Below are 24,147 nucleotides of genomic sequence, written 5' to 3'. Positions count from 1 at the left end.
GCGGGACGCGTCGAGCACGGCGCCGGTACCTCATTCTGGAGGAGAGTGCGGAGATTCGACCGGTGTTGTCCCGGTTCCCTCCCTGGTACGCGTGCTCTGCGCCCAACGCCATCTGCCTTCCCAAGTGCGCATTGCGAGGGATGTCCCCAAGTCCTCACAGCGCTGGCGGCATGGTCCGATGAATTCGCCTTTGGTCCCAAAAACGGCATGTCATAACACCTTCGGCACCGAGTGGGCGTTGTGTAGCGGCAAGACTCAACCTTCCAACGAGGCGTTGTGAGTTTCGTACGCTGGCGTTGGGTTTCTAACTATCTAATTTTGTTCGAATTTGTATTGCGTGGCTAGCGTCGAGTATCGTGCCCTTTACGACAGAATTCAGACAAAACACCGAAGCTTGCGGAGACCTTCGCCCGCAAGGTTCCACAGACAAATTCCGGGACCGACAAGCATTGGGACAGCGAGGTGAAGGGCCTCGTGCTCCACGTCGGCAAACGCTCGAAGACCTGGTTCTTCCCGAAGGACATTGGCGGGCAAACACATCGGGTCCTGATCGGGCGGTTTCGCACCATTTCTTCTGACGCTGCACGCCAAACGGCCATGGGGCTTGCGTTGGAATGGGGCAGGGGAGCTGGCAAGAAACTCCAGATCGGAGCGCCGACACTCGAGACGGCGATGGCAGCGGAGGTCCGCGGCGACAGACGCAAACGGCAGCAACGCGCAGAAGGCTGCCGGCCTCTGACGTATCGTGGATTCACCCGAACCCAAATACGACCGCAGATCATGGTCACGGCTTCATGGGTTAGAAAATCTAATGCCATGAATAGAAACTATCATTTTAACTAACCCTGACCAGATGCCACAGTGATCCTCATCGGTCAGGAGAGCCGATACGGGAGGATACATGTTCGAGGCATTCCAGACGCTGACAGGTACGTCGGCGATACTCGACCTGGTGTTCGGCGCCTTGCTGGGCCTCGTGGTGGGGATCCTGCCGGCGCTTGGCGGGGCCGCGGGACTTTCTCTGCTTATCCCTTTCATCTACGGTATGGATCCGAGCGCGGCGATGGCGATGGTCATTGGCATGCTTGCGACCGTCAGCACCGGCGACACGATCACCTCTGTCCTGTTGGGGGTGCCGGGCTCGGCCTCGTCCCAGGCCACGGTGCTGGACGGCTTTCCCATGGCCAAGCAGGGACAGGCGGCGCGGGCGCTTTCAGCGGGGTTTCTGAGCTCCGTCATCGGCGGGCTGTTCGGGGCGATCGTCCTGACACTGACCCTGCAATCGGCCAAGCAGGTGATCCTGTGGTTCGGCATCCCGGAAATCCTGATGATGATCCTCTTCGGAGTGGCCAGCGTCGCCGCACTCTCTGGCAAGAGCCTTGCCAAGGGCGTTGCGATCTGTGCCTTCGGGATGGTCGTCGCCTCGGTCGGCTTCGCGCCGGCGAGCGGCGAGCAGCGGCTGGATCTGGGCCTGTTCTATCTGGGCGATGGGCTGCCGCTGATCGCCTGCGTGATCGGCGTCTTCGTCGTCCCCGAGATCGTCGACCTGATCCAGCAGAACCGCTCGATCTCGGACCGGCCCAGCCTTGGCAACGGCACGCGGCAGGGCGTGATCGACGTCCTGCGCAACAAGTGGATCGTGCTGCGCTCGGCCACGGTGGGCTGCCTGATCGGTGCGATGCCGGGGGTCGGCGGCGCCGTGGTGGACTGGATCGTCTACGGCCAGACCGTGCGCTCGGCCAAGGACAAGAGCAAATTCGGCAAGGGCGACGTGCGTGGCGTGATCGGCGTCGAAAGCTCGAACAATGCGGTTCTCGGCGGGGCGCTGGTGCCGACGCTGCTGTTCGGCGTGCCGGGCTCGGGGTCGACCGCACTGCTTCTGTCGGCGCTGATCCTCATTGGCATCCAGCCGGGTCCGGGGATGCTGACGCAGGATATCGACCTGACCTACCTGATGATCTGGAGCCTGGCTCTGGCCAATATCCTCGGGGCAGGGGCCTGTTTCCTGTTCGCCCGCCACCTGGCCAAGCTGACGCTGATCCCTTTTGCCTGGATCGCGCCCTTCCTGATCGTGGCCATCAGCTTTGCCACGCTGCAAATCAATCGAGACCCGCGCGATCTGTTCCTGATCCTGCTGTTCGGGGTCATCGGCGTGGCGATGCGGCGGTTCGGGTTCTCGCGCCCGGCCTTCCTGATCGGCTTCGTGCTTCAGCAGAATCTTGAAAAGTCACTGTACCAGACCGCCCAGCTTTACAGCCTGACCGAGTTCCTGTCCCGGCCCATCGTTCTGGTCCTGCTGGTCGTGGTCCTGGCGATCCTCGGCAACTCGATCAAGCAGCAGTTGGCGAAATCGGCCGAACCGTCCGAGGAGATCGACCGCATCCGCCAGACCCGGCCCGCGCAGCTGGTCCTGCCTGCGCTGTTGGCGGTGTTCTTTGCCGCCGCCCTCTGGATGGTGAAGGACCTTCAGCCGCTCGGGCGCATGTTCCCGATGGTGGCGGGGGGCTTTGGTCTCGCGGCCTCTGCGGTGGTCCTGCTGCAACTGGGACGCGGCGCCCCTTCGGCGCTTGAGGACAGCCATGTGACCGGCCCCCGCTACTCGGTGTCGTTTGCGCATACCGCCGCCTGGCTGGTCGCCGCCGTGCTGTCCATGGCCTGTTTCGGGTTCTTCGCCGGTGCCGCGCTGTTCATCGCCGCCTTCCTGACGGTCGAGGCCCGCGCCAAGCCACTCGCCGTGGTCGCAGGCGTGGTGGGCATCGTCGGGGTCTACCTGTTCCTGACCTATCAATCGGGGACCTTCCTGCCAGACGGCTGGGTCCTTTCGCTGAACCCGTGGGATTACTTCTGAGGAGGAGAAATGAACCATGAAACTCTCGACCATCTTGCTGGCCGGGGCCGTGGCCCTGACGACGTCCCTGCCTGCCGCCGCGCAGGATCTGGGCCTGGATCGGATCAACGCCACCGTGCCATTCGGCGAAGGCGGCGGCAGCGATACGCTGGTGCGGGCCGTCGCGCCCTACCTGTCCGGCGCCTTCGAAAACGAGCCGACGATCCTTGTCCGCAACGAGCCGGGCGGCGGCGGCATTCCGTCGACCAACCGCTTTGCCAAGCGGGCCAATCCCGACGGGTCCGACATCCTCGCCATGTCCTCGTCGATCTTCATCGCCAACACGCTGGGATCACCGCAGATCGACTTCACGCTCGATGCGTTCGTGCCGGTGTTCATAGCGCCGATGGGGCCGCTCTATTGCGTGTCGCCCTCGACCGGGGCCACGGCCACCGGTGACGTCGCCGGCATGAAGGGCGCGAGCCTCGTGTTCGGCGGCGGGCGGCAGGATTCGGCCGACATCCTGACCGTCTTGTCCTTTGACCTGCTGGGCTTCGACGTGAAATCCATCTGGGGTCTTGAGCGTGGCGGCGGCCGGATCGGTTTCGAGCGCGGCGAATTCAACGTCGATCACCAGACAACCGCCGCCTATCTGCGCAGCGTCCAGCCGCTGGTAAGGCGATCACCCTGATGTCGGGCGGCGTCATCGCACCGTCGGGCGAGATCGTGCGTGACCCGAACTTCCCCGACGTTCCGACCTTCATCGAGCTTTACGAACAGGTTCATGGCGAGCCGCTCTCCGGTCCGGCCTACGAGGCATATTACGCCCTGACCAGCGCCGCCATCACCGTTGGCAAGGCGGTCGTCCTGCCGTCGTCGGCTCCGACCGAGGTGGTCGATGCCTACAGCGCCGCCTTCGAGAAGGTCATCGCCAACCCCGAGTTCCGCGCCGCCAACGAAAAGGCGCTTGGCGGGTACGAGCTCTACACCGGCGCGGACGCTCGGGCGCTTTGGGGCACGGTGACGACCCTGTCGCCCGAGGCGCGGACATGGCTGGCGGATTGGTACTCCGAAAAGGTCGGCTTCAAACTTGCCGAATGATCACGACACGCCCGGACCGAAAGGTCCGGGCCTTCCAAGAGGGCCATCAATGACCGAGCAACAGACCACAGCCAAACCGAAGCACACCGGGACCGTCATCCCATTGCCCGAGGTGCCTCCGGGTGTGGAGGTGATCCGGGACGTCTCATTCGGCCCGCACGAACGGCAATCCTATGACGTCTATCTGCCACGGGACGCAAAGCGGCCCCTGCCGGTCGTGGTGTTCTTTCACCCGGGCGCCTGGCAGCGCCGCGACAGGCGCGCAGTGCGCACGATGTTCGTGCTCGAACACGGCTTTGCGCTTGTCAGCATCGGCTACCGGCTGGCCCAGCACGCGCGCTTTCCGGCGCAGGTGCAGGACGTCAGTGACGGGCTGCGCCACCTGATCGCGCATGCTGCAGACTACGGCATCGACCCCGACCGCATGGTCCTGGCAGGCACCTCGGCGGGGGCGCATCTGGCCTCGCTGGCGGTGCTCGCCAAGGATCACGCGGCGTTCCGCCCGGTCGAGGACCTTTCTCCGCGCGGGATCGTCGCCGTTTACGGGGCGTATGACATGGTCCAATTGCTGGACGGCGCGGATGAGATCGAGGTCGACCATGTGAGCGCCGACAGCCCGCTCGGACTGATGTTCGGCGAACCGCCGTTGAACCGCACGGACCTGCTGCGCGAGATCAGCCCGGCCAGCTTTATCCAGTCCGATGCGCCGCCCTTTCTGATCCTGCATGGGCGCGAGGACCACGTCCTGCCGTGGCGACAAAGCGCGGATTTCGCCACCCGCCTGATCGACGCCGGGGTGAACACAACGCTGCAAGTCGTCCCGAATGTCGGTCACGGCGCCGAGGCCTTCCGCACAGGTCACGTCGCCGACGAGATTACCGCCTTCGTCAAACGGGTCACCGGCTCATCTTGAGACGACGCGGCAAGGTAGGCTTGCGTACGCGCGCGCAGCACGGCAGCTTCGGCGACCAGCCAGTCGTGGAACACGCTGGCGGCCGTGCGCCGGACCCGTGACACCGGTCGCAGCAGGACGATGGGCGATGCCGCCTCGATGATCGTCGGCGCAGGCCGGACCAGCCGTCCGTCGGCGAGGTCCTGCAGAACCAGTTCCAGCTGCGCGATGGCCACCCCGTTGCCGGCCAGAGCAGCCTCGTAGAGCAGCGTCGAGTTCGAGAACACCATCAGGGGCTTCTTGTCATCCGCGGACAGGCCGGCCGCTGCCATCCAGTTGGGCCAGTCCTCCATCCGATTGCGCGATGCAATCCGCGCCGTCCGCGACAGATTCACCTCCGGGCCAAGCCGCTCGGCAACGGCCGGCGTCGAGACCACCACAAGGTGCGGCGTGAACAGAGGCACGCGGGTGTAGTCGGGCGAGTCCTCGGCCCGCATGCTGAGCGCCATGTCGAGGTCCGCCCATCCCGCGTTGACACTCTCGATCCCGGTCTCGAATTCTACGGAAATGTCCGGATACATATGCGAGAAGGCCTCGAGCCTCGGGATGAGCCAGCGGTTCGCCCATGTCTGATAAAGCTTGATCTTGACGGAGGCCGAACCGGATTTTCCAGTGCCGATTTCGAGCGCCTGCTCGATCTGACAAAAGGCTTCGGACAGGGTCTGCGCGATTTGTCGCGCGGCGTCCGTGGGCTCGGAACGGTTGCCGAATCGTTGGAACAACGACACGCCCAGTCCTTCTTCGAGCCGACGGATCTGCTGGCTGACCGCGCCCGATGTCACGTTCAACTCGCGCGCGGCCGCCTCGAACGTCCCGAGCCGCACCACCGCTTCGAGATGGCGCAGCCCATGGAGATGCAGGCGGGACAATATGCTGGCTCTGGCGGGCATGCTCTTGGTCGCAACTGGGATCATGTTATCAATACAGTCGGGATCGATGTTCGTACAGGTCGTCGAGGAGGCGATCAGCGCAACCCAACTGGAATGACCCCCTCAACCGGTCCTGACGGGACAGCGGCGTTATTCCCGTCACGGCCACTCCGGTGCAGGCCATTCCTGGGCAAAGCGGGCGGCAGACTTGAGTAGATGGCGCGACCACGGCCTTGCCAAAACCGATGTGTACGGCCACGATTCATGCCAGGAGGCCACTGTCATGGATCGTAGATGGCGCGGAATGGGCTGCGATCGGCCATCAGCTGCGTCTTGTACGAAGGCCCGTTTTGGGCCGTTATCGTCCGCAACGCGATTTCTTCCGACCCTTTCCAGCGCGTCCCGGGCACGAACGGCTTGCGATCCCTCAAGCGGGTGAAGCACCTGTCACAGCATCAAGTTGTCCGATAGGCTGTTCCTGAAAAATGGAGAGGTGCGAACATGGATCTTATCGCCAAGGCAACCGCATTGGTGGGCGGCACAATCGCTTATGTGCGGCGCAGGGGATCTCCCGCGCGTCAAGCCTTCGGTCGCGATCCTGAAATTCCCGAGGCGCGCAAACAGGGGATCATGACCCTGAAGATGCCCGCTGCGGAAGGCTGGAAACAGGGCCGCGTGCCCACGTGTGCGCCCGGCCTGACCGTCAACGCCTTTGCCACGGGCCTCGACCACCCGCGCTGGATCGAGGTCCTTCCGAACGGTGACGTTCTGGTGGCTGAATCCAAGGAGCAGGCCGGGCCGCCAAGGACCCTGATGGATCACGCCGCGCAAGCGACGATGCGGCGCGTCAAGGCAATCGGAGAAAGCGCGAACCGGGTGACCCTGTGGCGGGATGCCGACGGGGACGGCAGGGCGGAAATCCGGGAAGTTTTCGTGGAGAACCAGAACCAGCCTTTCGGCATGGCACTGGTCGGGACCCGCTTCTATCTCGGCAATACCGACGGGATCAAGGTTTTCGACTACCGACCGGGCGACGTGTCACTGTCTGGCAGCGGACAGACTCTGGTCGAGTTCAAGCCGCACGGCCATTGGACGCGTAGCCTGATCGTGTCGCCCGATGGCACGAAGATTTATGCCGGTGTCGGATCCCTGTCGAACATCGGTGATCAGGGCATGGAGGTTGAGGAGGGCCGTGCCGCGATCTGGGAGTTGGATCTGGCGTCCGGGACGGCCCGCATCTTTGCGTCCGGCCTGCGCAATGCCGTCGGCATGGCCTGGGAACCCGTCACGGGCAAGCTCTGGACCGTCGTCAACGAGCGTGACGGTCTGGGCGACGAAACGCCGCCTGACTATCTGACGTCTGTCGAGGACGGAGGCTTCTACGGTTGGCCCTATTGCTACTGGGGAAAGACGGTGGACGATCGCGTCCCCCAGGACCCGGACATGGTCGCCAAGGCGATCACGCCTGACTTTGCGCTCGGCGGCCACACGGCCTCGCTTGGTCTGTGCTGGATGCCGGAAGGGACTCTGCCCGGTTTCGGGTCCGGCATGGTGATCGGCCAGCATGGATCCTGGAATCGCTCGAAGCTCAGCGGTTATAAATTGATCTTCGTGCCCTTCGCCAACGGAGCCCCGAGCGGCCCGGCGCGGGACATTCTCACCGGCTTCTTGTCCGAGGACGAGAAGCTGGCTTACGGGCGGCCCGTTGGCGTGACACTGGGGCCTGATGGAAAATCGCTGCTGATGGCGGATGACGTTGGCGATGTGATCTGGCGCGTTTCGGGCGCGACCTGAGGTATGCCGGTTTGCGCGAGCTGGGCGCGGGCGTCACATTCCGAAGAGGCAGATTCAATCTCGCCAACGTGCTTTTCATTTTCCAGGCCCACACCCAGATTCCGGACCGTGCTGTCCAACTTGGTGTGGCCGAGAAGGCGCTGGACAGCCCGCAGGTTCCCCGTGTTCCGGTAGATCTGCGCCACCTTGGTCCTCCGCATGGAGTGCGTGCCATACGACGACGGTTCCAGCCCGATGGACGAGACCCGGCTGCGCCAGAGACGGGCGGACTGTCGTGTCGAGATGTGAACAGGTTCACGGATACGCCCCGGCCAAAGACGCTCGGATCCGATCATGAGGGGCTCCGCCCTCCAGCGGGCCAATGAACGTCGCGTGCCCTTGGTGATCTCGAAGCGGACGGGGCGCCCCGTCTTGTTCTGGATGATCGAAGCGCGTTCCTTGACCTGGGTCGCCGCGAAGACGTCGACGACCCGCAGCTTGACCAGGTCACAGCCTCCCAGCTTGCTGTCGATGGCAGGTTGAACAGCGCAAGATCGCGGCGGCGTTCCGCGATCCCAGCCGAACCCTGATGGCCCAGACCTGTTTCGGCAGGAGGGGGCGTTTCTGACCAAGGATACGTCGCCTGTTCCATGCTGGGCGGCAGGCACGGATGGCGGGCAGGTTTGCAGCAGGCATGGCAGTTCCTCCGATCCGCCACGCCCTACCGCATCGCCACCGTCCTGCTGGCGCGCAAGCATGGCACAAACATGCTGCGGTCAGGTCTGAACGGCGACTTCGGGGCGGCGGCCTCGGTCCCAGCCCGGAAAGGAAGGTCAGGAAGGCGCAGTTGGAAGTCCTTGGTGTCGGGGGCATCTTCGCCTACCGGAGCGGAACGAAAAGCGTCTGACACATGCCGGGCGCAGCAAGGACGTGGACACGCCAGCGTCATGCACGTTCCGGGTCTCCGGCCATCCGGTTGTGCGCCGCGGTACTAATCCGGTGCCAACGCCTGCCGTAGTCGGAAAGGCCTTCTACATCACTCGTTCGGTCACGCCGCTCGGAAAGCGCGGCTCCGACACTTTCGCCAGGCACGCACAGCAGGGCGGCCCCAAGGCTGGTTCCGGTGGCTGTGTTCGACACCAAGACCGCGCGTCCCGTGCGAACCCTCAGCATATCGAGGTAGAGTTCGTTGCGGGCGAAAGGACCTTCGACGATGATCGGCCCGCGCGCACCGATCAGGTCGAGGCAGGTCGAAGTCATCAAGGCGAGGTACAGCGACAGGGCGGCGCCCTTTTCTCCTGGGCTCATCGCGCTGTCACTCCAGCCGCCGGTGCGACCGGGGAATGGCCCGGAGCCGGTTTCCACTGCGGGGTGGAGAGCCTTGCCCTCGGCCAGGACAAGGCGAATGTCTTCCGGCGTGGGGTCGGAGGTTTCAGGCTTGATGCGTTCGTACTCGCGCCCGCCCATGAAGCGCGCGGAGGGCACCGGATTGCCGAGTGCGTTCACGTTCACCAGCGTGTCGCGTGTCGGATCCAGGGCGACCCTGTCGCCATCCATGCTCATGCAGATCACCCAGGTTCCCGTGGATACGACGGAAAACGCGCCCTCGGTCCGATGCAGGTAAGGCAACAGGGAGGCGTTGCTGTCGTGGATGCCGGAGCGGACCGGGGTACCGTAGCGCAGCCCCGTGACCGATGCGATCTCTCGGAGGATCGTCCCGGCCTCGTCGCTTGCGGCAGCCAGCGGGGCCATGGTCAGCCCGAGGTGATCGGGCAGATCCGAGAAACGGCCTTCCTGCGGCAGCCAGAGGTCCGTGTGACAACCCAGCGATGTAGGTTCCGTCGCGAAAGTCCCGGTCAGTCGCCCGGACCAGTATTGCGGGTAGCTGACCACCTGCGCCGTGCGCGCGCCGAGATCGGGCAGGGTCTTCACCAGCCAGTGTAGCTGCGCCCCGGCATTCAGCCCCTTTGGCAGTCGCGGGGACCCGGTGTCCGCAAAGGCAGGCCGGAGCGCGTCATACTCCCCAGCCATGGCGTCCGGCCCGTCGTATTCGTAGTCGAGCACCGGGCAGGTCAACGCCCCTTGGGCATCCAACAGGACAAAGCAGGCACCGTGGGTGGTGACGCTGACCTCGTCAACGCCGTGGTCGGCCTGCATCCTGCACAGACCGTCGAGACAGAAGGCCCAGATACCGTCAATGTCGAAATGCGGATAGGGCGGGCCGGGCAGCACCCGGTTGGGTCGTGTCAGCACGGCGATTTCGGTCATGCTGTCGGTGTCGACCAGCGCAACCTTGGCGTTGGTCTTGCCGATGTCGAGGACGGCGACCTTCATGGCAGATGGAACATCGGCTGAAGGGTCTTGGCGACGGGCTCGTTATCCGCGTGCGTTTCCATGATGTCGGCCATATGCGCCCACCAACGCTGCATGATCTCGGTGCCGGGCAGGGCGTCCATGGTGTGATCGTCGGTGCGCCAGAGCACGCCGAACAGCACATGCGTGTCCGGGTCGAAGTGGATCGAGTAGTCCGACACGCCCGCCTGTTTCAGCAAGGCGACCAGTTCCGGCCAGATCTTGTCGTGGCGGCGCTTGTATTCAGCCGCCTGACCGGGGTGGAGCTGCATGGTAAAGGCGTGCTTCTGCATCACTTCCTCCACATCTTCCACAGGCGCGGCAGGGCGATCACCCCGATCAGCATCAGGCCGATGAAGATCGACATGACGATGCCGGGCACGTTCAGCAGGCCAAGGCCGAAGGTAAGCAACCCCATGACGAAGGCCGCGATGACGACGCCGGGGATCGAGCCTGCGCCGCCGAGGATGGAGACACCACCCAGGACGACCATCGTCACCACTTCGAGCTCCCATCCCATGCCGATCGAGGGCCGCGTGGAGCCGAGCCGGGAGGTCAGGCAGATCGCGGCCACGGCGGACATGACCCCGGTGAGCAGGAAAAGGATGAATTTCACCCGCGCCACCCGGATGCCCGAGAATTGCGCCGCCGTCGGGTTGTTGCCGATGGCAAAGACGGTGCGCCCGAAGTTGGTGCGGTGCAGAAGCACGTAATAGGCGACGGCCAGCAAGGCGAAGAGGACGAATTCGAAGGAGATCACCCAGAACACGTACCCCTGCCCGAAATAGGAGAAGTCCGACGGGTAGTCACGATAGGCCCCGTCGCCCAGCACGATGTAGGAAATGCCTCGGAACAGGCTCATGGTCCCGATGGTGACGACGATGGACGGAAGGCCCATCCGCGTCACCAACAACCCGTTGAACGCCCCGCAGGCGATGCCCGTCGCAAGCGCGATGGCCACCAGGCCAGGTGTGCCGACACCGACGGATGCCGCAGCACCCATCGCGGTGGAGACCAGCGCGATGATCGCGGCAACGCTCAGGTCAATCTCTCCGGCGATGATGAGCAGCGCCATGGCAAAGGCGATCATCGCCTTTTCGGTGAAGTTGAACGTGGCGTCGCTGAGGTTCCAGGCGTTCAGGAAATACGGGCTGGCGAGTGAATTGGCGATGAAGATCGCCACCGCGACCAGCAGAAGCAGCAAGTCCCAGCTTGCCAGAAGCCGCGAGAAGGGGCTGTGCAGGCGGTCGGGGATGCTGCGCGGGGTGAGGCTTGCGTCACTCATGCGGTTGCTCCTTCGGTGGTCTGCTCCTGCGCGCGGCGCAGGATGATCCGGCCCTTGCCCTTGGCGTTTCGATTGTTCAGCGTGACGGCGACGATGATCGCGGTCCCCGAGATGGCCATCTGCCAGAAGGGTGAGATGTCGATCACCGGCAGGGCGTTCTTGACGATGCCGAGAAACAGCGCGCCAAGGATCGTCCCGACGACGGTCCCGGCGCCTCCGGCGATGGAAATGCCACCGATGACGCAGGCTGCGACCACTTCGAGCTCGAAGCCGCCAGCAATGTCCACATAGGCCACGGCATAGCGCGCCACCCAGAGATAGCCGCACAGACCGGCCAGCGCCCCCGAGAGCGTGAATGCCCAGAACTGCGTCCGGCCCACGGAAATCCCGGTGTAGACGGCGGCGTGCGGATTGCCGCCCACCGCATAGAAGGCCCGCCCGAGCGGTGTCCGATTGATCGCCAGCAGCATGGCCGCGGCGGCAAGGATGCCGAACCACGCCAGCACCGGCAGGCCGAGGATGGATGCGCGGGGGAAACCGGTGAACGCTTCGGACATCTCGTGCGCATTCACCCATGCGCCGTCCGAGATAAGGAAGATGATGCCACGGTAGATCGTCATGGTGCCGAGCGTCACGACGATGGAGGGGATCGACAGCTTCCACACCAGCAGGCCGTTCACCATCCCCATCACCGCACCGAGCGAAACCGCCAGACAAAGGATCATCACGATCGGCACGCCGGGCATGGCCGCGTTCAGCATGGCGCAGACCATGCCCGTCAGCGCAAGGTTCGCCGCCACCGAGAGGTCGATGCACCGCGTCAGGATCACCACCGTCTGTCCGAGCGCGAGGATCAGCAGGGGCGAGGTGTCGGTGAAGACGCGCACGAGGTTGTCCGGCGCGACGAAACCGGGGAAGCGCGTGGCGATCAGCGCCAGCAGCAACAGGATGGCTCCGCCGAGCAGGGCCTCGCGTGACTTGAGCAGGCTCATGCGCTCTCTCCGATCCCCGCAGCATAGCGGACAAGTGTTTCCGGGGTCAGGTCACTGCCTTCCAGTTCGGCGGCGATCAGCCCTTCGCGCATGACGATGACGCGGTCGGACATGCCCAGCACCTCCGGGATTTCCGAACTGACCATGATGACCGACAGCCCTTCGGCGGCGAGTTCCGCCATGAAGGCATGGACGGCGGCCTTGGACCCGATGTCGATGCCCTTGGTCGGCTCGTCCAGGATGATGACGCGCGGCTTTGTGGCAAGCCACTTGGCGATAACGACCTTCTGCTGGTTGCCGCCCGACAGGTTGCCGACGTCCTGGTCTAGCGACGCCGCCCGCAGGTCCAGCCGCTCGGTGTACTGCCGCGCGAGCGCGAATTCTTCGGACAGGCGCAGGAAGCCGTTGCGCGAGGTCTGTGTCAAAGACGGCAGCGTCACGTTCTGGAAGATCGGCACGCCAATGACGGCGCCTTGCTTGCCACGATCCTCGGGCACATAGACGATGCCGGCCTCCACCGCCTCGGCGGGCGAGCGGATCACCTTGATCTTGCCGTCGATCCGAGTGGCACCCTTGGACGGTTTGGTGATGCCGAACAGGGCCTGCATCACCTCTGACCGCCCGGCCCCGACGAGACCGTAAAAGCCAAGGATTTCGCCGCGGCGCAGGGTGAAATTGATGTCCTCGAACTCGGTGGGGTGGGCGTAGCCGGCCACCTTCAGAACCTCGTCCCCCGGGTTCCTGGCGCGCTCGGGGAATATCTGGTTCACGTCACGGCCGACCATCAGGCGCACGAGGTCGGACTCGGTCACCTCCGTCATCAACCCCGCGCCCACATGGGTGCCATCCCGGAAGACGGTGTAACGGTCCGCGATGCGGAAGATTTCGTCGAATTTGTGCGAGATGAACAGGATCGCGCGGCCCTCGGCCTTCAAGCGGTCGACAAGTTCGTAGAGCTCCTCGATCTCCTTGTGCGACAGCGCGGCGGTGGGTTCGTCCATCACCACGACGCGGGCATCGACGGACAGCGCGCGCGCGATGGCGACGAGGTGCTTTGATGCAATGCCAAGATCACGCAGCGGCGTGTCCGGGTCGAGATCGGCGTCGATGCGCGCGAGGATTTCGGCAGCGCGAACGCGCATCGTCTTCCAGTCGATCAGGCCGAACCGTCCGTGCGGCGCGTGACCGATGAAGATGTTCTCGGCCACGGTCAGTTCATCGAACAGAACGGTTTCCTGATGGATCGCCGTAATCCCCGCGGCGGAGGCATCCTGTGCGGTCGCAAAACGCACCTGCTCTCCCGCGACGTGGATCGCGCCGCCGTCGGGCTGGTAGATGCCGGTCAATGTCTTGACAAGCGTTGACTTGCCCGCGCCGTTCTCGCCGATCAGGGCCGTGACCTGGCCGGGATAGAGCTCCAGCGAGACGCCATCCAGCGCCTTCACGCCGGGGAATGTCTTGGTGATGTCCTTGAGTTCGAGCACGGGCACATCCGCGGATGTGCCGTCGAACTGCCGGGACTCGACGCTCATCTGCATCGTGGCCTCCGCTGGATCATGGGAATGGGCGCGCCCCGGGGCGCCAGGCGGCCCCGGGGTCGTGCCCCGGCGCCAAAGCGGCGCCGGGACGGGAGGAGATCAGAAGATGTCCTTGAAGTCCGCGATGTTCGACGCGTCGTAGACAAAGGGATCGGCCATCGCGCCCTCGGTGTTGTCGTCCAGCGTCAGCGTGCCCATGCGGCCCATGGGGATCTCGGCGCCCGGCGCGGCCTCGGCGGCGTCGGTGGCCAGCTGGTAGGCCAGCATCGTGGCCGAATAGCCAAGGTCGATGGGGTTCCAGATCGCGAAGGACTTGGAGGCGCCGCTTTCGATCGCGCCCGCCATCTCGGAGGGCAGGCCCAGGCCGGTCACGTTGACCTGGCCCACCTTGCCTGCATCCTCGACCGCGCGGGCGGCGGCGACGATGCCCACGCTCGTCGGCGCGATGATCGCCTTGAGGTCCGGGTAGGTCTGCATCAGGCCGGTGGCCTCGCGGTAGGACTTGTCGGCAAGGTCGTCGCCATAGACGGTGCCCACCACCTCGATGCCCTCGTAATTTCCCAGCACCTTGTTCATCTCGGCGATCCAGGTGTTCTGGTTGGTCGAGGTGGTGGTGGCGGACAAGACGGCGACCTGGCCGCCCTCGGGCAGCTCGTCGGCGGCCATCTTGATGATCATGTTGCCGATCAGCGGGCTCGAGGACGGGTTCAGGTGCAGCTCACGCCCCTCGGCCGCGACGCCGGAGTCCCAGGAGATGACCGTGATGCCGCGCTGCATCGCCTTCTTCAGCGCGGGCACCAGCGCGTCGGTGTCATTGGCCGACACGGCAATCGCATCGACCTGCTGGGCGATCAGCGCGTTGATGACCTCGATCTGGCCCTCGGCGGTGGTGTCGGTCGGGCCGGTGTAGATCACCTCGACATTGCCCAGCTCGGCGGCGGCTTCCTCCGCGCCCTTGGCTGCGGCTTCGAAGAAGCCGATGCCCAGCGCCTTCACGACCAGCGCGATGCGCACCGGGTCCTGGGCCTGCGCCATCGACCCTGCCATCAGCGCCGTCGCCATGGCCGCGCCACCGAACAATCTGCGTGTCAGTTTCATAGTCTTTCCTCCCTGGAAAAGCGCCTAGCCGGCGCTCGTTGCACGCGCGGCGCTGCGTTGCGCCACGATGACCCGGATATCGGCCGCCTCCAGCATGGAGACGGCGCGGTCCGAAATGCCTTCGTCGGTGATGACGACGTCGATACGGTCGAGCGGGCAGAGCACCAGGCTCGACCGGTTCTCGAATTTCGAGCTGTCCACCAGCACCACCAGCTCGTCCGCCTGGCCGATCAGCTTCTCTTCGGCCTGGATCAGCAGCGGATCGCTTTCCATCAGCCCGATCGGCGCCAGCCCGTAGGCCCCCATGAACATGCGCCGCGCATAGAAATGCCGGGTCATGTCGTTGTCGAAGGGCGACAGGATGATGTTCTGCTCGCGGTAGATCGCGCCGCCCGGCACCATCACCGTGTTCTTGGTGTGGCGCAGAAGGTGTTCCGCGATGGGAAAGCTGTTGGTCAGCACCTGCACGCGCCGGTTGGCCAGCGGATGCACCATCTGGAAGGTCGTCGTCCCGCCGTTGATGATGATCGGCTCGCCGTCCCGGCACAGCGCCACCGCCTCGCGGGCAATCGCCGCCTTGGCCTCGGCGTTGATCGTCTGGTTGACGCTGAACGGGCGCCCCGCCAGTCCCGGCAGCGCGGGCGGCGTCAGGGCCTCGGCCCCGCCCCGCACCCGACGCAGGCGTTTCTGCGTGTCAAGCGTCGCGATGTCGCGGCGGATCGTGGCCTCGGATGTCTCGGTCAGGGCGACCAGTTCGGCCACCGTCGCGACCGGGCGTTCCTGGACCGCGGATAGAATGATCCTGTGGCGTTCCGTCTCGTGCATTGCGTCCTCCCGTTCACCAAGAATGCCTGATTCACTGTCTTGGTCAATCATTTTCTTTCAGTTTCGATCATATTGCGGTGCAGCATGATTGTTTATGATTGTCTTTGCTTGACTTGCGGCCCCAATCCGCTCAGGCTGACCGCAACGTATTGGGCCGCATCCTGCGGCGTTCCAGGGAGGATGACCATGCTGACCCGCAACGAGGACCGGCTGCAAAACCAGTGGGATGACGCCCGCGCGGCAGCCATGACCGAGCCCGAGAAACTGCTCTACCGCTCCAACCTTCTGGGCTCGGACAAGCGAATCACCAACTACGGCGGCGGAAACACCTCGGCCAAGGTCATGGAGACCGATCCGCTCAGCGGCGAGCAGGTCGAAGTGCTCTGGGTGAAGGGGTCTGGTGGCGATGTCGGCTCCATCAAGATGGACGGGTTCGCCACGCTTTACATGGACAAGCTGCGCGCGCTGAAGGGCAAGTACAGGGGCGTGGAATTCGAAGATGAGATGGTCGGCTACCTGCCGCATTGCACCTTCAACCTGAACCCCCGCGCGGCCTCCATCGACACGCCGCTGCACGCCTATGTCCCCAAAAAGCACGTCGACCACATGCATCCGGATGCGATCATCGCGATTGCCGCCTCGAAGAATTCGAAAGAGCTGACGGCGGAGATTTTCGGCGACACCATCGGCTGGCTGCCGTGGAAAAAGCCGGGCTACGAACTGGGTCTCTGGCTGGAGAAGTTCGCACTGGAGAACCCGGAGGCGAAAGGCGTGGTTCTGGAAAGCCACGGGCTGTTCACTTGGGACGACGATGCCAAGGCCTGCTACGAGCTTACGCTGGAGATCATCCAGAAGGCGATGGACTGGTTCGCGGACAAGACGGCGGGCGTCGCCGCCTTTGGCGGGCCGATCCACGACTCGCTTGCTCCCGAACAGCGCCGTGCGATCGCCGCCCGTCTGATGCCTGCGATCCGCGGTTTCGTCTCGGGCAACCAGCACATGGTCGGCCATTTCGAGGACAGCGCCGCCGTGCTGGAATTCGTGAACGCCTGCGACATGCGTGATCTGGCGGCGCTCGGGACGTCCTGCCCGGACCATTTCCTTCGCACCAAGATCCGCCCGCTGGTGATCGACTTCGATCCGGCGCAAAACAACATCGACGTAGTGCTGGACGGGCTTGCGGACCAGATCGCGGCCTATCGCGACGACTACGCCGCCTACTACGACCGCTGCAAGCACGCCGACAGCCCCGCACTGCGCGATCCGAACGCGGTGGTCTATCTCGTCCCCGGCGTCGGCATGATCACCTTTGCCAAGGACAAGGCCACCGCGCGGATTTCCGGCGAGTTCTATGTCAACGCGATCAACGTCATGCGCGGCGCTTCGTCGGTTTCCGAGTACGTCGGCCTTCCGGAGCAGGAAGCTTTTGACATCGAGTACTGGCTGCTCGAGGAGGCCAAGCTGCAACGGATGCCCAAGCCGAAGAGCATGGCGGGGCGCGTTGCGCTGGTCACCGGTGGCGCGGGCGGCATCGGCATGGCGACGGCGGACCGCTACCTGTCCGAAGGGGCATGCGTCATGCTGGCCGACATCAACCCCGAGACGCTGGCCCAGGCAAAAGAGGCACTGACGCAGTCCTATGGCCACGACGTCGTCCGCTCGGTCGAGATGAACGTCACCGACGAGACCGCCGTCTCTGCCGCCTATGCCGATCTGGCCGTGGAATACGGCGGCATCGACATCCTCGTGTCGAACGCCGGGATCGCGTCTTCGGCGCCGATCGAGGAAACCTCTCTGGCGCTTTGGCAGAAGAACATGGACATCCTGTCCACCGGCTACTTCCTCGTTTCGCGCGAGGCGTTCAAGGTGATGCGCGTGCAGGGCATCGGTGGCTCCGTCGTCTTCGTGGCGTCGAAGAACGGCCTCGCGGCCTCGCCCAACGCCTCCGCCTACTGCACGGCGAAGGCGTCGGAAATCCATTTGGCGCGATGCCTCGCGCTGGAGGGGGCCGAGGCGGGCATCCGCGTGAACGTCGTCAACCCCGACGCGGTGCTGCGCGGCTCGAAGATCTGGGAAGGCGAATGGCTGGAACAGCGCGCCTCGACCTATGGCACGGACAAGGGTGGGCTCGAGGAGATGTACCGCCAGCGGTCGATGCTGAAACGCTCTGTGCTGCCAGAGGACATTGCCGAGGCAGCCTACTTCCTCGCGTCCGACCGGTCGGCCAAGTCCACCGGGAACATCATCAACGTCGATGCCGGGAACAAGGAGGCGTTCACGCGCTGAGGTCCGGCGCGGTGGGGTAAAACCCCACCCGACGGCCTTTGGCATCGGGATGTGCCACGCGGATGGCTTGCGGCCCTTGGGGCGGTCGCATCAATGGGTAGGGTGGGGTTTACCCCACCGGCGCCCCGACAAGGCGCAGGCGGTCAAACCCGCCAGAAGGGAGGATTTCACATGACCTACGACCAGGCCCGCGCGGCCTTTGCCGAATGGGGTGTCGACACCGAGGCCGCGCTGGCGGCCCTCGCAACCATCCCGATTTCCATGCATTGCTGGCAGGGCGACGATGTCCGCGGCTTCGAGCGCGCCACCGGCACGTCCGGCGGCGGCATTCAGGCGACGGGCAACCACCCGGGCCGCGCACGCACGCCGGAAGAGTTGCGCGCCGACCTTGAATTTGCCTATTCGCTGATCCCGGGCAAGCACCGGCTGAACCTGCACGCCTTCTACCTCGACACGGACGAGTCTCCGGACCGGGACGCTATCGAGTACCGGCATTTCTCGCCTTGGGTGGATTGGGCGAAAGAGCAGGCCGTGAAACTGGACTTCAACCCGACCTTCTTTGCCCACGCCAAGGCGGACGACAACCTGACCCTGTCGCACCCCGACGCGGGCATCCGCGATTTCTGGATCGAACACGGCCGCCGCTGCCGCGAGATCGCGGCGCAGATGGGCGCGGCGCAGGGCGGCGAGGTGGTCAACAACATCTGGGTGCCGGACGGGTCAAAGGACAACCCCGTCGACCGTATGGGCGCGCGCCGGCGGCTGGAGGCGTCGCTGGATGCGATGCTTGCGCCCAAGCATGATCGCACGCATCTGCTGGATGCCGTGGAATGCAAGCTCTTCGGCATCGGCGTCGAGGCCATGACCGTGGGCAGTCACGAGTTCTACATGGGCTACGCGATCCGCAACCAGACGGCGCTCTGCCTCGACATGGGGCATTTCCACCCGACCGAGAACGTGGCTGACAAGCTGACCGCCGTGGCGCTTTCGGTCCAGGACATCCTGCTGCACGTCTCCCGCCCGATGCGCTGGGACAGCGACCACGTGATCCTGCTGGACGACAGCATCCGGGCGATGGCGCAGGAGATCGTCTTTGCCGACCTGTTGGCCCGCACCCGGATCGGGCTGGATTTCTTCGACGCCACGATCAGCCGGACAGCCGCCTGGGTCATCGGCGTGCGGAACATGCAGAAGGCGTTGCTCGAAGCCTTGCTGACACCGATCGACCGGCTGCGCGCGGCGGAGTCGGAGCTCGATTTCACGACCCGTCTGATGCTGACCGAAGAGTTCAAGAGCCTGCCTCACGGAGCCATCTGGTCCGAGTTCTGCGCCCGCGCGGAGCGCCCGACTGGACCGCAAATGATCGACGCCTTGAACGCGTACCAGGGCACCTTGGCCGAACGGTCCTGACCCCTCGAGTCGTTGAGCAGCATTGCAGTGGGCCATTGGCGCACTGCAATGCTGTGTCGTGCCCCGGGGGCGGCAGGTCGAGCCGGTGTCACATGTCGAAATTCAGCTTGACTTGAGGTCGCAACGGGCTGACTGCCGTCGTTCGTTGCATCACACACGAATGGCGGCAAAGGGCCGCTTACCCGTCGAGGCAGCATCGGTGGATGGTAGAATTTCGCCGCAGTGCGCTTGGGGGATCGTACTGAATGCGGAACATCCCCTTGCCACGATGCGTAAGCTTACATCTGTGCGCCAAGACCACAGCGGCCTGAGCTGCGAACCGGAATCCCCGGTGGCTGGAGGTGGCAATCACGTGGTTCGATGTTGGTGCAGAGGCCCTGTAGCGGTTTCAATAGCTAGCGTGGCACGGGTAGGAGCCACCGCGCATGGACCGGATCGTGGGGTCGGCCAGCCACGGCGACGATGTCCATTCCCAGACGTTTCCGAGCATGTTGAACAAGCCGTAGCCATTCGCGGCAAAGCTTGCGGCCGAGGTGTGCGAGCCTTCCGTCCTCGCCTGTGTTGCTGTCAGGGAACCGGCCTTGCCAGATGTTGCACATGGGTCTGCCGTTTGGATGCAGCGTATTGCCCCACGGCCAAATCGCGTGATCCGACCCTCCCGGCGCCGCGACTTCCCACGCGCTCTCGGTCGGGAGCCGTTTGCCGTAGAAGGCCATGAACGCCTTGGCGTCACGACGCGACACATGGACGACCGGGTGATCGGCGCGCATAACAGGGTGCTGCCCGGCCCGTCAGGTCGATGCCAGGAGGCTCCGGCAACGGGCAGCCACAGCTCGGGCGCGGTCGTGTCCTCGTCCTCAAACACCGTGGCGTCCGGATGCCTTTGTGGCGCGAAGACGAACGACCATCCAAGCCTCTCGGCATCGGTGACATAGCCGGATTCGGCGATGAAACGCGCGAAGACTGCATTGGTGACGGTCGATTTCGATATCCGGGACCCGGGCAACGAGATCTGTCGCACGGGCCCTAAGCGGTCGCCGACATTCGCCTCGGGTCCGTCGTGCCCGATCAGGTACACTCCCCCCGGAATCCTCACCAACCCATCGAAATCGCTTGCGAGTGTCGATCCCTCGGTGACGGGCTGCGATGGTCTCGAGGGCGCCTGCGCACGCGAGGATTTGGGACTGCAGCAGGACAGTCTTTCGGCTCCTCGTGCGCTGGCCGGCAATATTTATCTCGCCAGACCCATGTTGCCGAAGCAACGTGGTCGGACGTCCTACCTCTTGAGGGCGGGACGACAGCGAACAGCAGGCCGACCCTGGCAAGTACGGTTGCCGAATACATCATGTCCCAAATTTCCGAGCAGGGCCTGACACCCGGTGACAAGCTTCCTGCGGAAGTGGAGATGAACCGCACCTGGGCTTCAGCCGCAATTCGATGCGGGAAGCCTATTCGGACCTGATCGCCAAGTGCGTCATCAACCGCAAGCATCGGTTCGGCACATTCGGTGCCGAACCGATGATCTACAATGCGCCGGGCGGCGCCTTCGGGTTCTGGCGCATGATCGAAGCGGCGGGCATGGCACCGGGTCTGATCGAACTGGAACGTGACGCCGCGCCATACGCTGACCAACCGCTTCGAATGGGATGCGCCCAGACCGCTGGGCTATCCGCGTTGGCTGTTCCTTGCGAACGGGAAACCTTGCGTTCTGATCGATCACTAGATCGTGCCGGATGTGCCATTTGACGCCTGTCAGACGGACAGGATCAACGATGTCTTGCCGCCGCTGCATGGCCACATCGTGACCGAAGGCGCGACGTTGGAAACGCTGAACGCGGCGGAACTGGCCGACCCCGAGATTGCAGGGGTTCTCCGGGTCGACGCGGGCACTGCCGTGCTCAAGAACCTCGCCACCAATGGCCGGTTGATGGGTCTGGCGGGCATCTTCCGCGCCAACCCCGGCTGGCACAAGCTGGTGGTCGCCAACGAGATCGTGACTGCCGCCGAGCTCAAGGGCAGGAAGATCGGGATCGCCACTGGCAGACTCGAGCACCTCGTGACCGTCAAGTACCTCGAGGCGAACGGGCTGAGCCAGGACGATGCCGACCTGGTCGGGTTCACGAGCTGCGTCGAACTGGTTGCTTCGCTCAAGTCGGGCCGCATCGATCCTTCGTTCGTCTGGGCCGACGGCACCGAAAGGTCCATCGAGGATGGCGCGCACTGCATCCTGGTCGATGACGGCGCTGCCGGGCCCAGTTCCAGCGCCTACATCACCGGCACCACGACTTTTGCCGAAAAGAACACGGACGCGGTGGTTGCGGCGCTCGAAGCGACGGCTGCCGCCAGCGCCCATATCACCGACAACCCGGAAGACGCAGCAGCCATCGTCGCGTCGCACACCCGCGCGCCGGAAGACGCAGTGCTCGGGCTGCTGGGGTATACAACACTTTCGAGATTGCCCTGACCGACTATGAGCGTCCGGGATTCGAAGCGATCTTGGCCTTTGCCGCCGACACCATGGACGCGGATATCTCCTTCGATACCGTCGTCGATCCCGACTACCTCGTGCAGGTGTCGCCTGACGCCGTCCAGCTCGGGGAATGATTGCGTGACGGACACCAAAGCTACGGGCGGCCTGTCCCGGTGTCAGCTTTGACCGGGTCGGAATGGCCTATCCCGATCAGTCGGTCGGCAGCGATCTGATCCTTGCGGAGCTGTCGCCTGACATTACCGACGGTGAGTTCTTCGTCCTTGTCGGACCCAGCGGTTCGGGCAAGTCCACCCTGCGCAAGATCGTCGCGGGCACCAAGACCCAGACAAAAGGTCGGGTGACGGCCCATGGCCAACCGATCTGTGGCCCGAACCGGCGGCGCTGGATGGTATTTCAATCAATCGACGACCCGCTCTCTGAATGTCTCACTGTCGAACAGAACGTGGGTTTCGGACCGTCCGTGGCCAGGAAATCGAAATCCGATTGCGCCCGGATCGCCATGGAACACATCACACTCCTTGGCCGCAAAGGTCACGAACGCAAGTGCCCCCACAAGCTGTCCGGCGGCATGACGCAACGGGTGCAGATCGCGCGCCGCCGCGCCGGACCTGGAGCTCTTTGGCGAACCCTTCGCCGCGATCGACGTGCTGACACGCCGGGGTCCTGCAATAAGAGCTGATCTCGATCTGGCAGAAGACGGGCCGCACCATGGTCTGCGCCACCCATGATATTCGCGAGGCCGTGACCCTTGGCCAATGCGTCGCCGTGATGAGCCGGGGTCCGCGCGCCAACATCACGCGCAGCTGCGACATCGACTTGCCTAATCCGCGCGACGATCTCGGCGTGTGGTTTGCAGACGCTGTCCGCGCGATCGACGCCGACATCGAACGGGAATCCTCCACCCAATCGGACGTGCCATGAAATCCGATTTCCTCCTGTCGGCGCTCAGCGTCTGCACCATCCTGGTGCTGTGGCAGATCACTTCGTCGTGGTTCATCGACGACACTTTCCTGCCTTCGCCCCTGTCGACCCTCGCCGCGACCTGGGAGCTCTTGCTGAACGGCACCCTGATCTCCTCGATCCTGATTTCGATGAGGCACATTCTCGGCGGCTGGATCCTGGGGAGCGCGGTTGCCATTCCCGTGGGCCTCCTGGTGGGATCGTCGCGCGTGACCCGCGCCATGGTGGACCCGTTCATCCACTGCTTCCGCATTGTTCCCGCGCTCGCGCTCGTCACCCTGTTCATTGTCTGGTTTGGCGCAGGCGAAGTGTCGAAGATCCTGCTTATCGCCTATGCCACCGGGTTCATCGTGATCGTGACCAGGGCAAGCGGCGTGGCCTCGATCTCGACCGACAAGATCAATGCGGCCAAGTGCCTTGGCGCGACACCGGTGCAAGTGTTTCGGCGCTGCGTCATCCCCGCCTCGCTGCCGTCGATCTATGTCGGGATGCGGCTGGCGCTCGCCTCGTCCTTCCTTGTCAGCGTGGCCGCCGAAATGCTCGCCGCCGACCGCGGGCCTGGCGACATCATCTGGGCCTCGCGGCTCTATTTCCCGGTTGATTGGATGTTCTCCGCCATCGTCGTGCTGGGCCTCCTGGGCTTCGGCACCGACCGGGCCTGGCGGCTGATCGGGCGCACGCTGCTCAAACGTTACCTTCGGTGCAGCACCGCCTACTGATCCGGGGACCATACCCATGACCAAATCCCCCCACCTTGGCCTGACGCATCACAAGTCCCAGCGCAGCTACGCCGGGTTTCCGTCCGCCGCGCCGGGCGCCCCCAGCGTGATCTACGTGGTGCTCGACGACGTCGGCTAGTCCGATCTCGGATGCTTCGGCCCCGGGATCGACACCCCGAATTTCGACAGCCTCGCCCATGACGGGTTCCGGTTCTCGAACTTCCACACAACGACGCTGTGCTCTCCGACACGCGCCAGTCTGTTGACCGGGCGCAGCCTGACACCCGAGCAGAGAACCGTCGCCGAGTGTTTGCAGGAAGCCTGTGCCGCGCTCCTCGATCACGCCGATCACAGCTTTGGTCGGGTGCTCGATTTTCTCGACCGGACGGGGCGGCGCGACAATACGATCATTGTGCTGATCTCCGACAACGGCGCCTCGGTCGATTGCGATCCGCCGGGCACCATGGACGTGATCCGCTGGTTCAACCAGAGTCCCGAAACCTACGAGGACGCGACCCGCGACTTCGACCTGATCGGCGGGCCCCGCAGCGCCACGACCTATCCCTGGGGCTGGGCTCAGGCGTCGAACACCCCGCTGAAGCTCTTCAAATCCTTCACCCTTGGCGGCGGAGTCCGGGACCCGATGACCGTAAGCTGGACGAAGGCATC

General features: G+C 64.3%; 21 protein-coding genes and 4 pseudogenes. 14 read left to right on the top strand and 11 right to left on the bottom strand.

Going from position 1 to position 24,147, the window contains the following annotated elements:
• Positions 1–901 precede the first annotated feature (901 nt).
• Genes MF270_RS20860 through MF270_RS20845 form a run of 4 tightly spaced genes read left to right on the top strand, consistent with a single transcriptional unit; the run spans position 902 to position 4,841 of the window.
• Entirely contained in the window at positions 902–2,848 is a 1,947-nt protein-coding gene (locus MF270_RS20860; protein ID WP_238367725.1) for a tripartite tricarboxylate transporter permease, read from the top strand.
• 16 nt (positions 2,849–2,864) lie between these two features.
• A complete protein-coding gene (locus MF270_RS20855) occupies positions 2,865–3,518 on the top strand; it encodes a hypothetical protein (RefSeq protein ID WP_238367724.1) in 654 nt (217 codons plus the stop codon).
• Positions 3,518–3,928, top strand: coding sequence for a type 2 periplasmic-binding domain-containing protein (locus MF270_RS20850; protein ID WP_238367723.1), 411 nt, complete (start codon positions 3,518–3,520; stop codon positions 3,926–3,928). Before MF270_RS20855 ends, MF270_RS20850 begins: the two co-directional genes overlap by 1 nt.
• A 49-nt stretch (positions 3,929–3,977) precedes the next feature.
• Positions 3,978–4,841 carry an alpha/beta hydrolase gene (locus MF270_RS20845; RefSeq protein ID WP_238367722.1) on the top strand — a complete coding sequence of 288 codons (864 nt, stop codon included), beginning with the start codon at positions 3,978–3,980 and terminating at the stop codon, positions 4,839–4,841.
• On the opposite strand, the gene MF270_RS20840 is transcribed toward MF270_RS20845, so the two are convergent.
• Positions 4,787–5,794, bottom strand: a complete 1,008-nt coding sequence (locus MF270_RS20840) for a LysR substrate-binding domain-containing protein (protein ID WP_238367721.1) — start codon at positions 5,792–5,794, stop codon at positions 4,787–4,789. The genes MF270_RS20845 and MF270_RS20840 overlap by 55 nt on opposite strands.
• 456 nt (positions 5,795–6,250) lie before the next feature.
• On the opposite strand from MF270_RS20840, the gene MF270_RS20835 reads away from it, so the two are divergent.
• Complete coding sequence (locus MF270_RS20835; protein WP_238367720.1) at positions 6,251–7,543, top strand: PQQ-dependent sugar dehydrogenase; 1,293 nt, start codon at positions 6,251–6,253, stop codon at positions 7,541–7,543.
• 59 nt (positions 7,544–7,602) lie between these two features.
• Here the strand turns inward: MF270_RS20835 and MF270_RS20830 are convergent.
• From MF270_RS20830 to MF270_RS20795, 8 genes and pseudogenes are all read right to left on the bottom strand, one after another.
• Positions 7,603–8,218: pseudogene (locus MF270_RS20830) on the bottom strand (tyrosine-type recombinase/integrase); the annotation flags it as partial.
• Between the two features lie 249 nt (positions 8,219–8,467).
• Positions 8,468–9,856 carry an FGGY-family carbohydrate kinase gene (locus MF270_RS20825; protein ID WP_238367719.1) on the bottom strand — a complete coding sequence of 463 codons (1,389 nt, stop codon included), beginning with the start codon at positions 9,854–9,856 and terminating at the stop codon, positions 8,468–8,470.
• Entirely contained in the window at positions 9,853–10,167 is a 315-nt protein-coding gene (gene rhaM, locus MF270_RS20820) for an L-rhamnose mutarotase (RefSeq protein WP_238367718.1), read from the bottom strand. Before rhaM ends, MF270_RS20825 begins: the two co-directional genes overlap by 4 nt.
• Positions 10,167–11,159 (bottom strand): ABC transporter permease, encoded by a 993-nt coding sequence (locus MF270_RS20815; RefSeq protein WP_238367717.1) that lies wholly within the window; start codon positions 11,157–11,159, stop codon positions 10,167–10,169. Before MF270_RS20815 ends, rhaM begins: the two co-directional genes overlap by 1 nt.
• Complete coding sequence (locus MF270_RS20810) at positions 11,156–12,151, bottom strand: ABC transporter permease (protein WP_238367716.1); 996 nt, start codon at positions 12,149–12,151, stop codon at positions 11,156–11,158. Before MF270_RS20810 ends, MF270_RS20815 begins: the two co-directional genes overlap by 4 nt.
• Complete coding sequence (locus tag MF270_RS20805) at positions 12,148–13,689, bottom strand: sugar ABC transporter ATP-binding protein (RefSeq protein ID WP_418887893.1); 1,542 nt, start codon at positions 13,687–13,689, stop codon at positions 12,148–12,150. The genes MF270_RS20810 and MF270_RS20805 overlap by 4 nt, the downstream gene beginning before the upstream one ends.
• A 99-nt stretch (positions 13,690–13,788) precedes the next feature.
• On the bottom strand, positions 13,789–14,787 hold the full coding sequence (rhaS, locus tag MF270_RS20800; protein ID WP_238367714.1) for a rhamnose ABC transporter substrate-binding protein: 999 nt from the start codon (positions 14,785–14,787) through the stop codon (positions 13,789–13,791).
• 24 nt (positions 14,788–14,811) lie between these two features.
• Positions 14,812–15,612 carry a DeoR/GlpR family DNA-binding transcription regulator gene (locus tag MF270_RS20795; protein ID WP_238367713.1) on the bottom strand — a complete coding sequence of 267 codons (801 nt, stop codon included), beginning with the start codon at positions 15,610–15,612 and terminating at the stop codon, positions 14,812–14,814.
• Positions 15,613–15,798: 186 nt separating this feature from the next.
• Here MF270_RS20795 and MF270_RS20790 point away from each other — a divergent pair, with 186 nt between their 5' ends.
• Both MF270_RS20790 and MF270_RS20785 read left to right on the top strand, forming a co-directional pair.
• A complete protein-coding gene (locus MF270_RS20790; RefSeq protein WP_238367712.1) occupies positions 15,799–17,898 on the top strand; it encodes a bifunctional rhamnulose-1-phosphate aldolase/short-chain dehydrogenase in 2,100 nt (699 codons plus the stop codon).
• A 171-nt stretch (positions 17,899–18,069) separates the two neighbouring features.
• On the top strand, positions 18,070–19,308 hold the full coding sequence (locus tag MF270_RS20785) for an L-rhamnose isomerase (RefSeq protein ID WP_238367711.1): 1,239 nt from the start codon (positions 18,070–18,072) through the stop codon (positions 19,306–19,308).
• A gap of 388 nt (positions 19,309–19,696) precedes the next feature.
• Here the strand turns inward: MF270_RS20785 and MF270_RS28455 are convergent.
• Together MF270_RS28455 and MF270_RS28450 are read right to left on the bottom strand one after the other, a co-directional pair.
• Positions 19,697–20,078, bottom strand: a pseudogene (locus tag MF270_RS28455) (formylglycine-generating enzyme family protein).
• 20 nt (positions 20,079–20,098) lie between these two features.
• A pseudogene (locus MF270_RS28450) lies at positions 20,099–20,404 on the bottom strand (SUMF1/EgtB/PvdO family nonheme iron enzyme); the annotation flags it as partial.
• Between the two features lie 341 nt (positions 20,405–20,745).
• On the opposite strand from MF270_RS28450, the gene MF270_RS20780 reads away from it, so the two are divergent.
• From MF270_RS20780 to MF270_RS28445, 7 genes and pseudogenes are all read left to right on the top strand, one after another.
• The gene (locus tag MF270_RS20780) at positions 20,746–21,054 is read left to right on the top strand and encodes a GntR family transcriptional regulator (protein WP_238367710.1); all 309 of its coding nucleotides are present in this window, start codon (positions 20,746–20,748) and stop codon (positions 21,052–21,054) included.
• Positions 21,055–21,085: 31 nt separating this feature from the next.
• On the top strand, positions 21,086–21,772 hold the full coding sequence (locus tag MF270_RS20775) for an ABC transporter substrate-binding protein (RefSeq protein WP_238367709.1): 687 nt from the start codon (positions 21,086–21,088) through the stop codon (positions 21,770–21,772).
• Positions 21,773–21,974: 202 nt separating this feature from the next.
• Complete coding sequence (locus MF270_RS20770) at positions 21,975–22,478, top strand: ATP-binding cassette domain-containing protein (RefSeq protein WP_238367708.1); 504 nt, start codon at positions 21,975–21,977, stop codon at positions 22,476–22,478.
• A gap of 29 nt (positions 22,479–22,507) precedes the next feature.
• Entirely contained in the window at positions 22,508–22,720 is a 213-nt protein-coding gene (locus MF270_RS20765; RefSeq protein WP_238367707.1) for a hypothetical protein, read from the top strand.
• On the top strand, positions 22,717–23,478 hold the full coding sequence (locus MF270_RS20760) for an ABC transporter permease (RefSeq protein ID WP_238367706.1): 762 nt from the start codon (positions 22,717–22,719) through the stop codon (positions 23,476–23,478). Before MF270_RS20765 ends, MF270_RS20760 begins: the two co-directional genes overlap by 4 nt.
• Before the next feature lie 16 nt (positions 23,479–23,494).
• Positions 23,495–23,617 carry a hypothetical protein gene (locus MF270_RS28250; protein WP_272490836.1) on the top strand — a complete coding sequence of 41 codons (123 nt, stop codon included), beginning with the start codon at positions 23,495–23,497 and terminating at the stop codon, positions 23,615–23,617.
• 15 nt (positions 23,618–23,632) lie between these two features.
• A pseudogene (locus MF270_RS28445) lies at positions 23,633–24,142 on the top strand (sulfatase-like hydrolase/transferase); the annotation flags it as partial.
• Between the last annotated feature and the right edge of the window lie 5 nt (positions 24,143–24,147).

The sequence above is a fragment of the Mesobacterium pallidum genome (assembly GCF_019966535.1).
GTDB classification, from domain to species: Bacteria; Pseudomonadota; Alphaproteobacteria; order Rhodobacterales; family Rhodobacteraceae; genus Mesobacterium; species Mesobacterium pallidum.
Note: the sequence above shows the minus strand (reverse complement) of the source record. Positions and strands in the feature narration are given on the sequence as shown.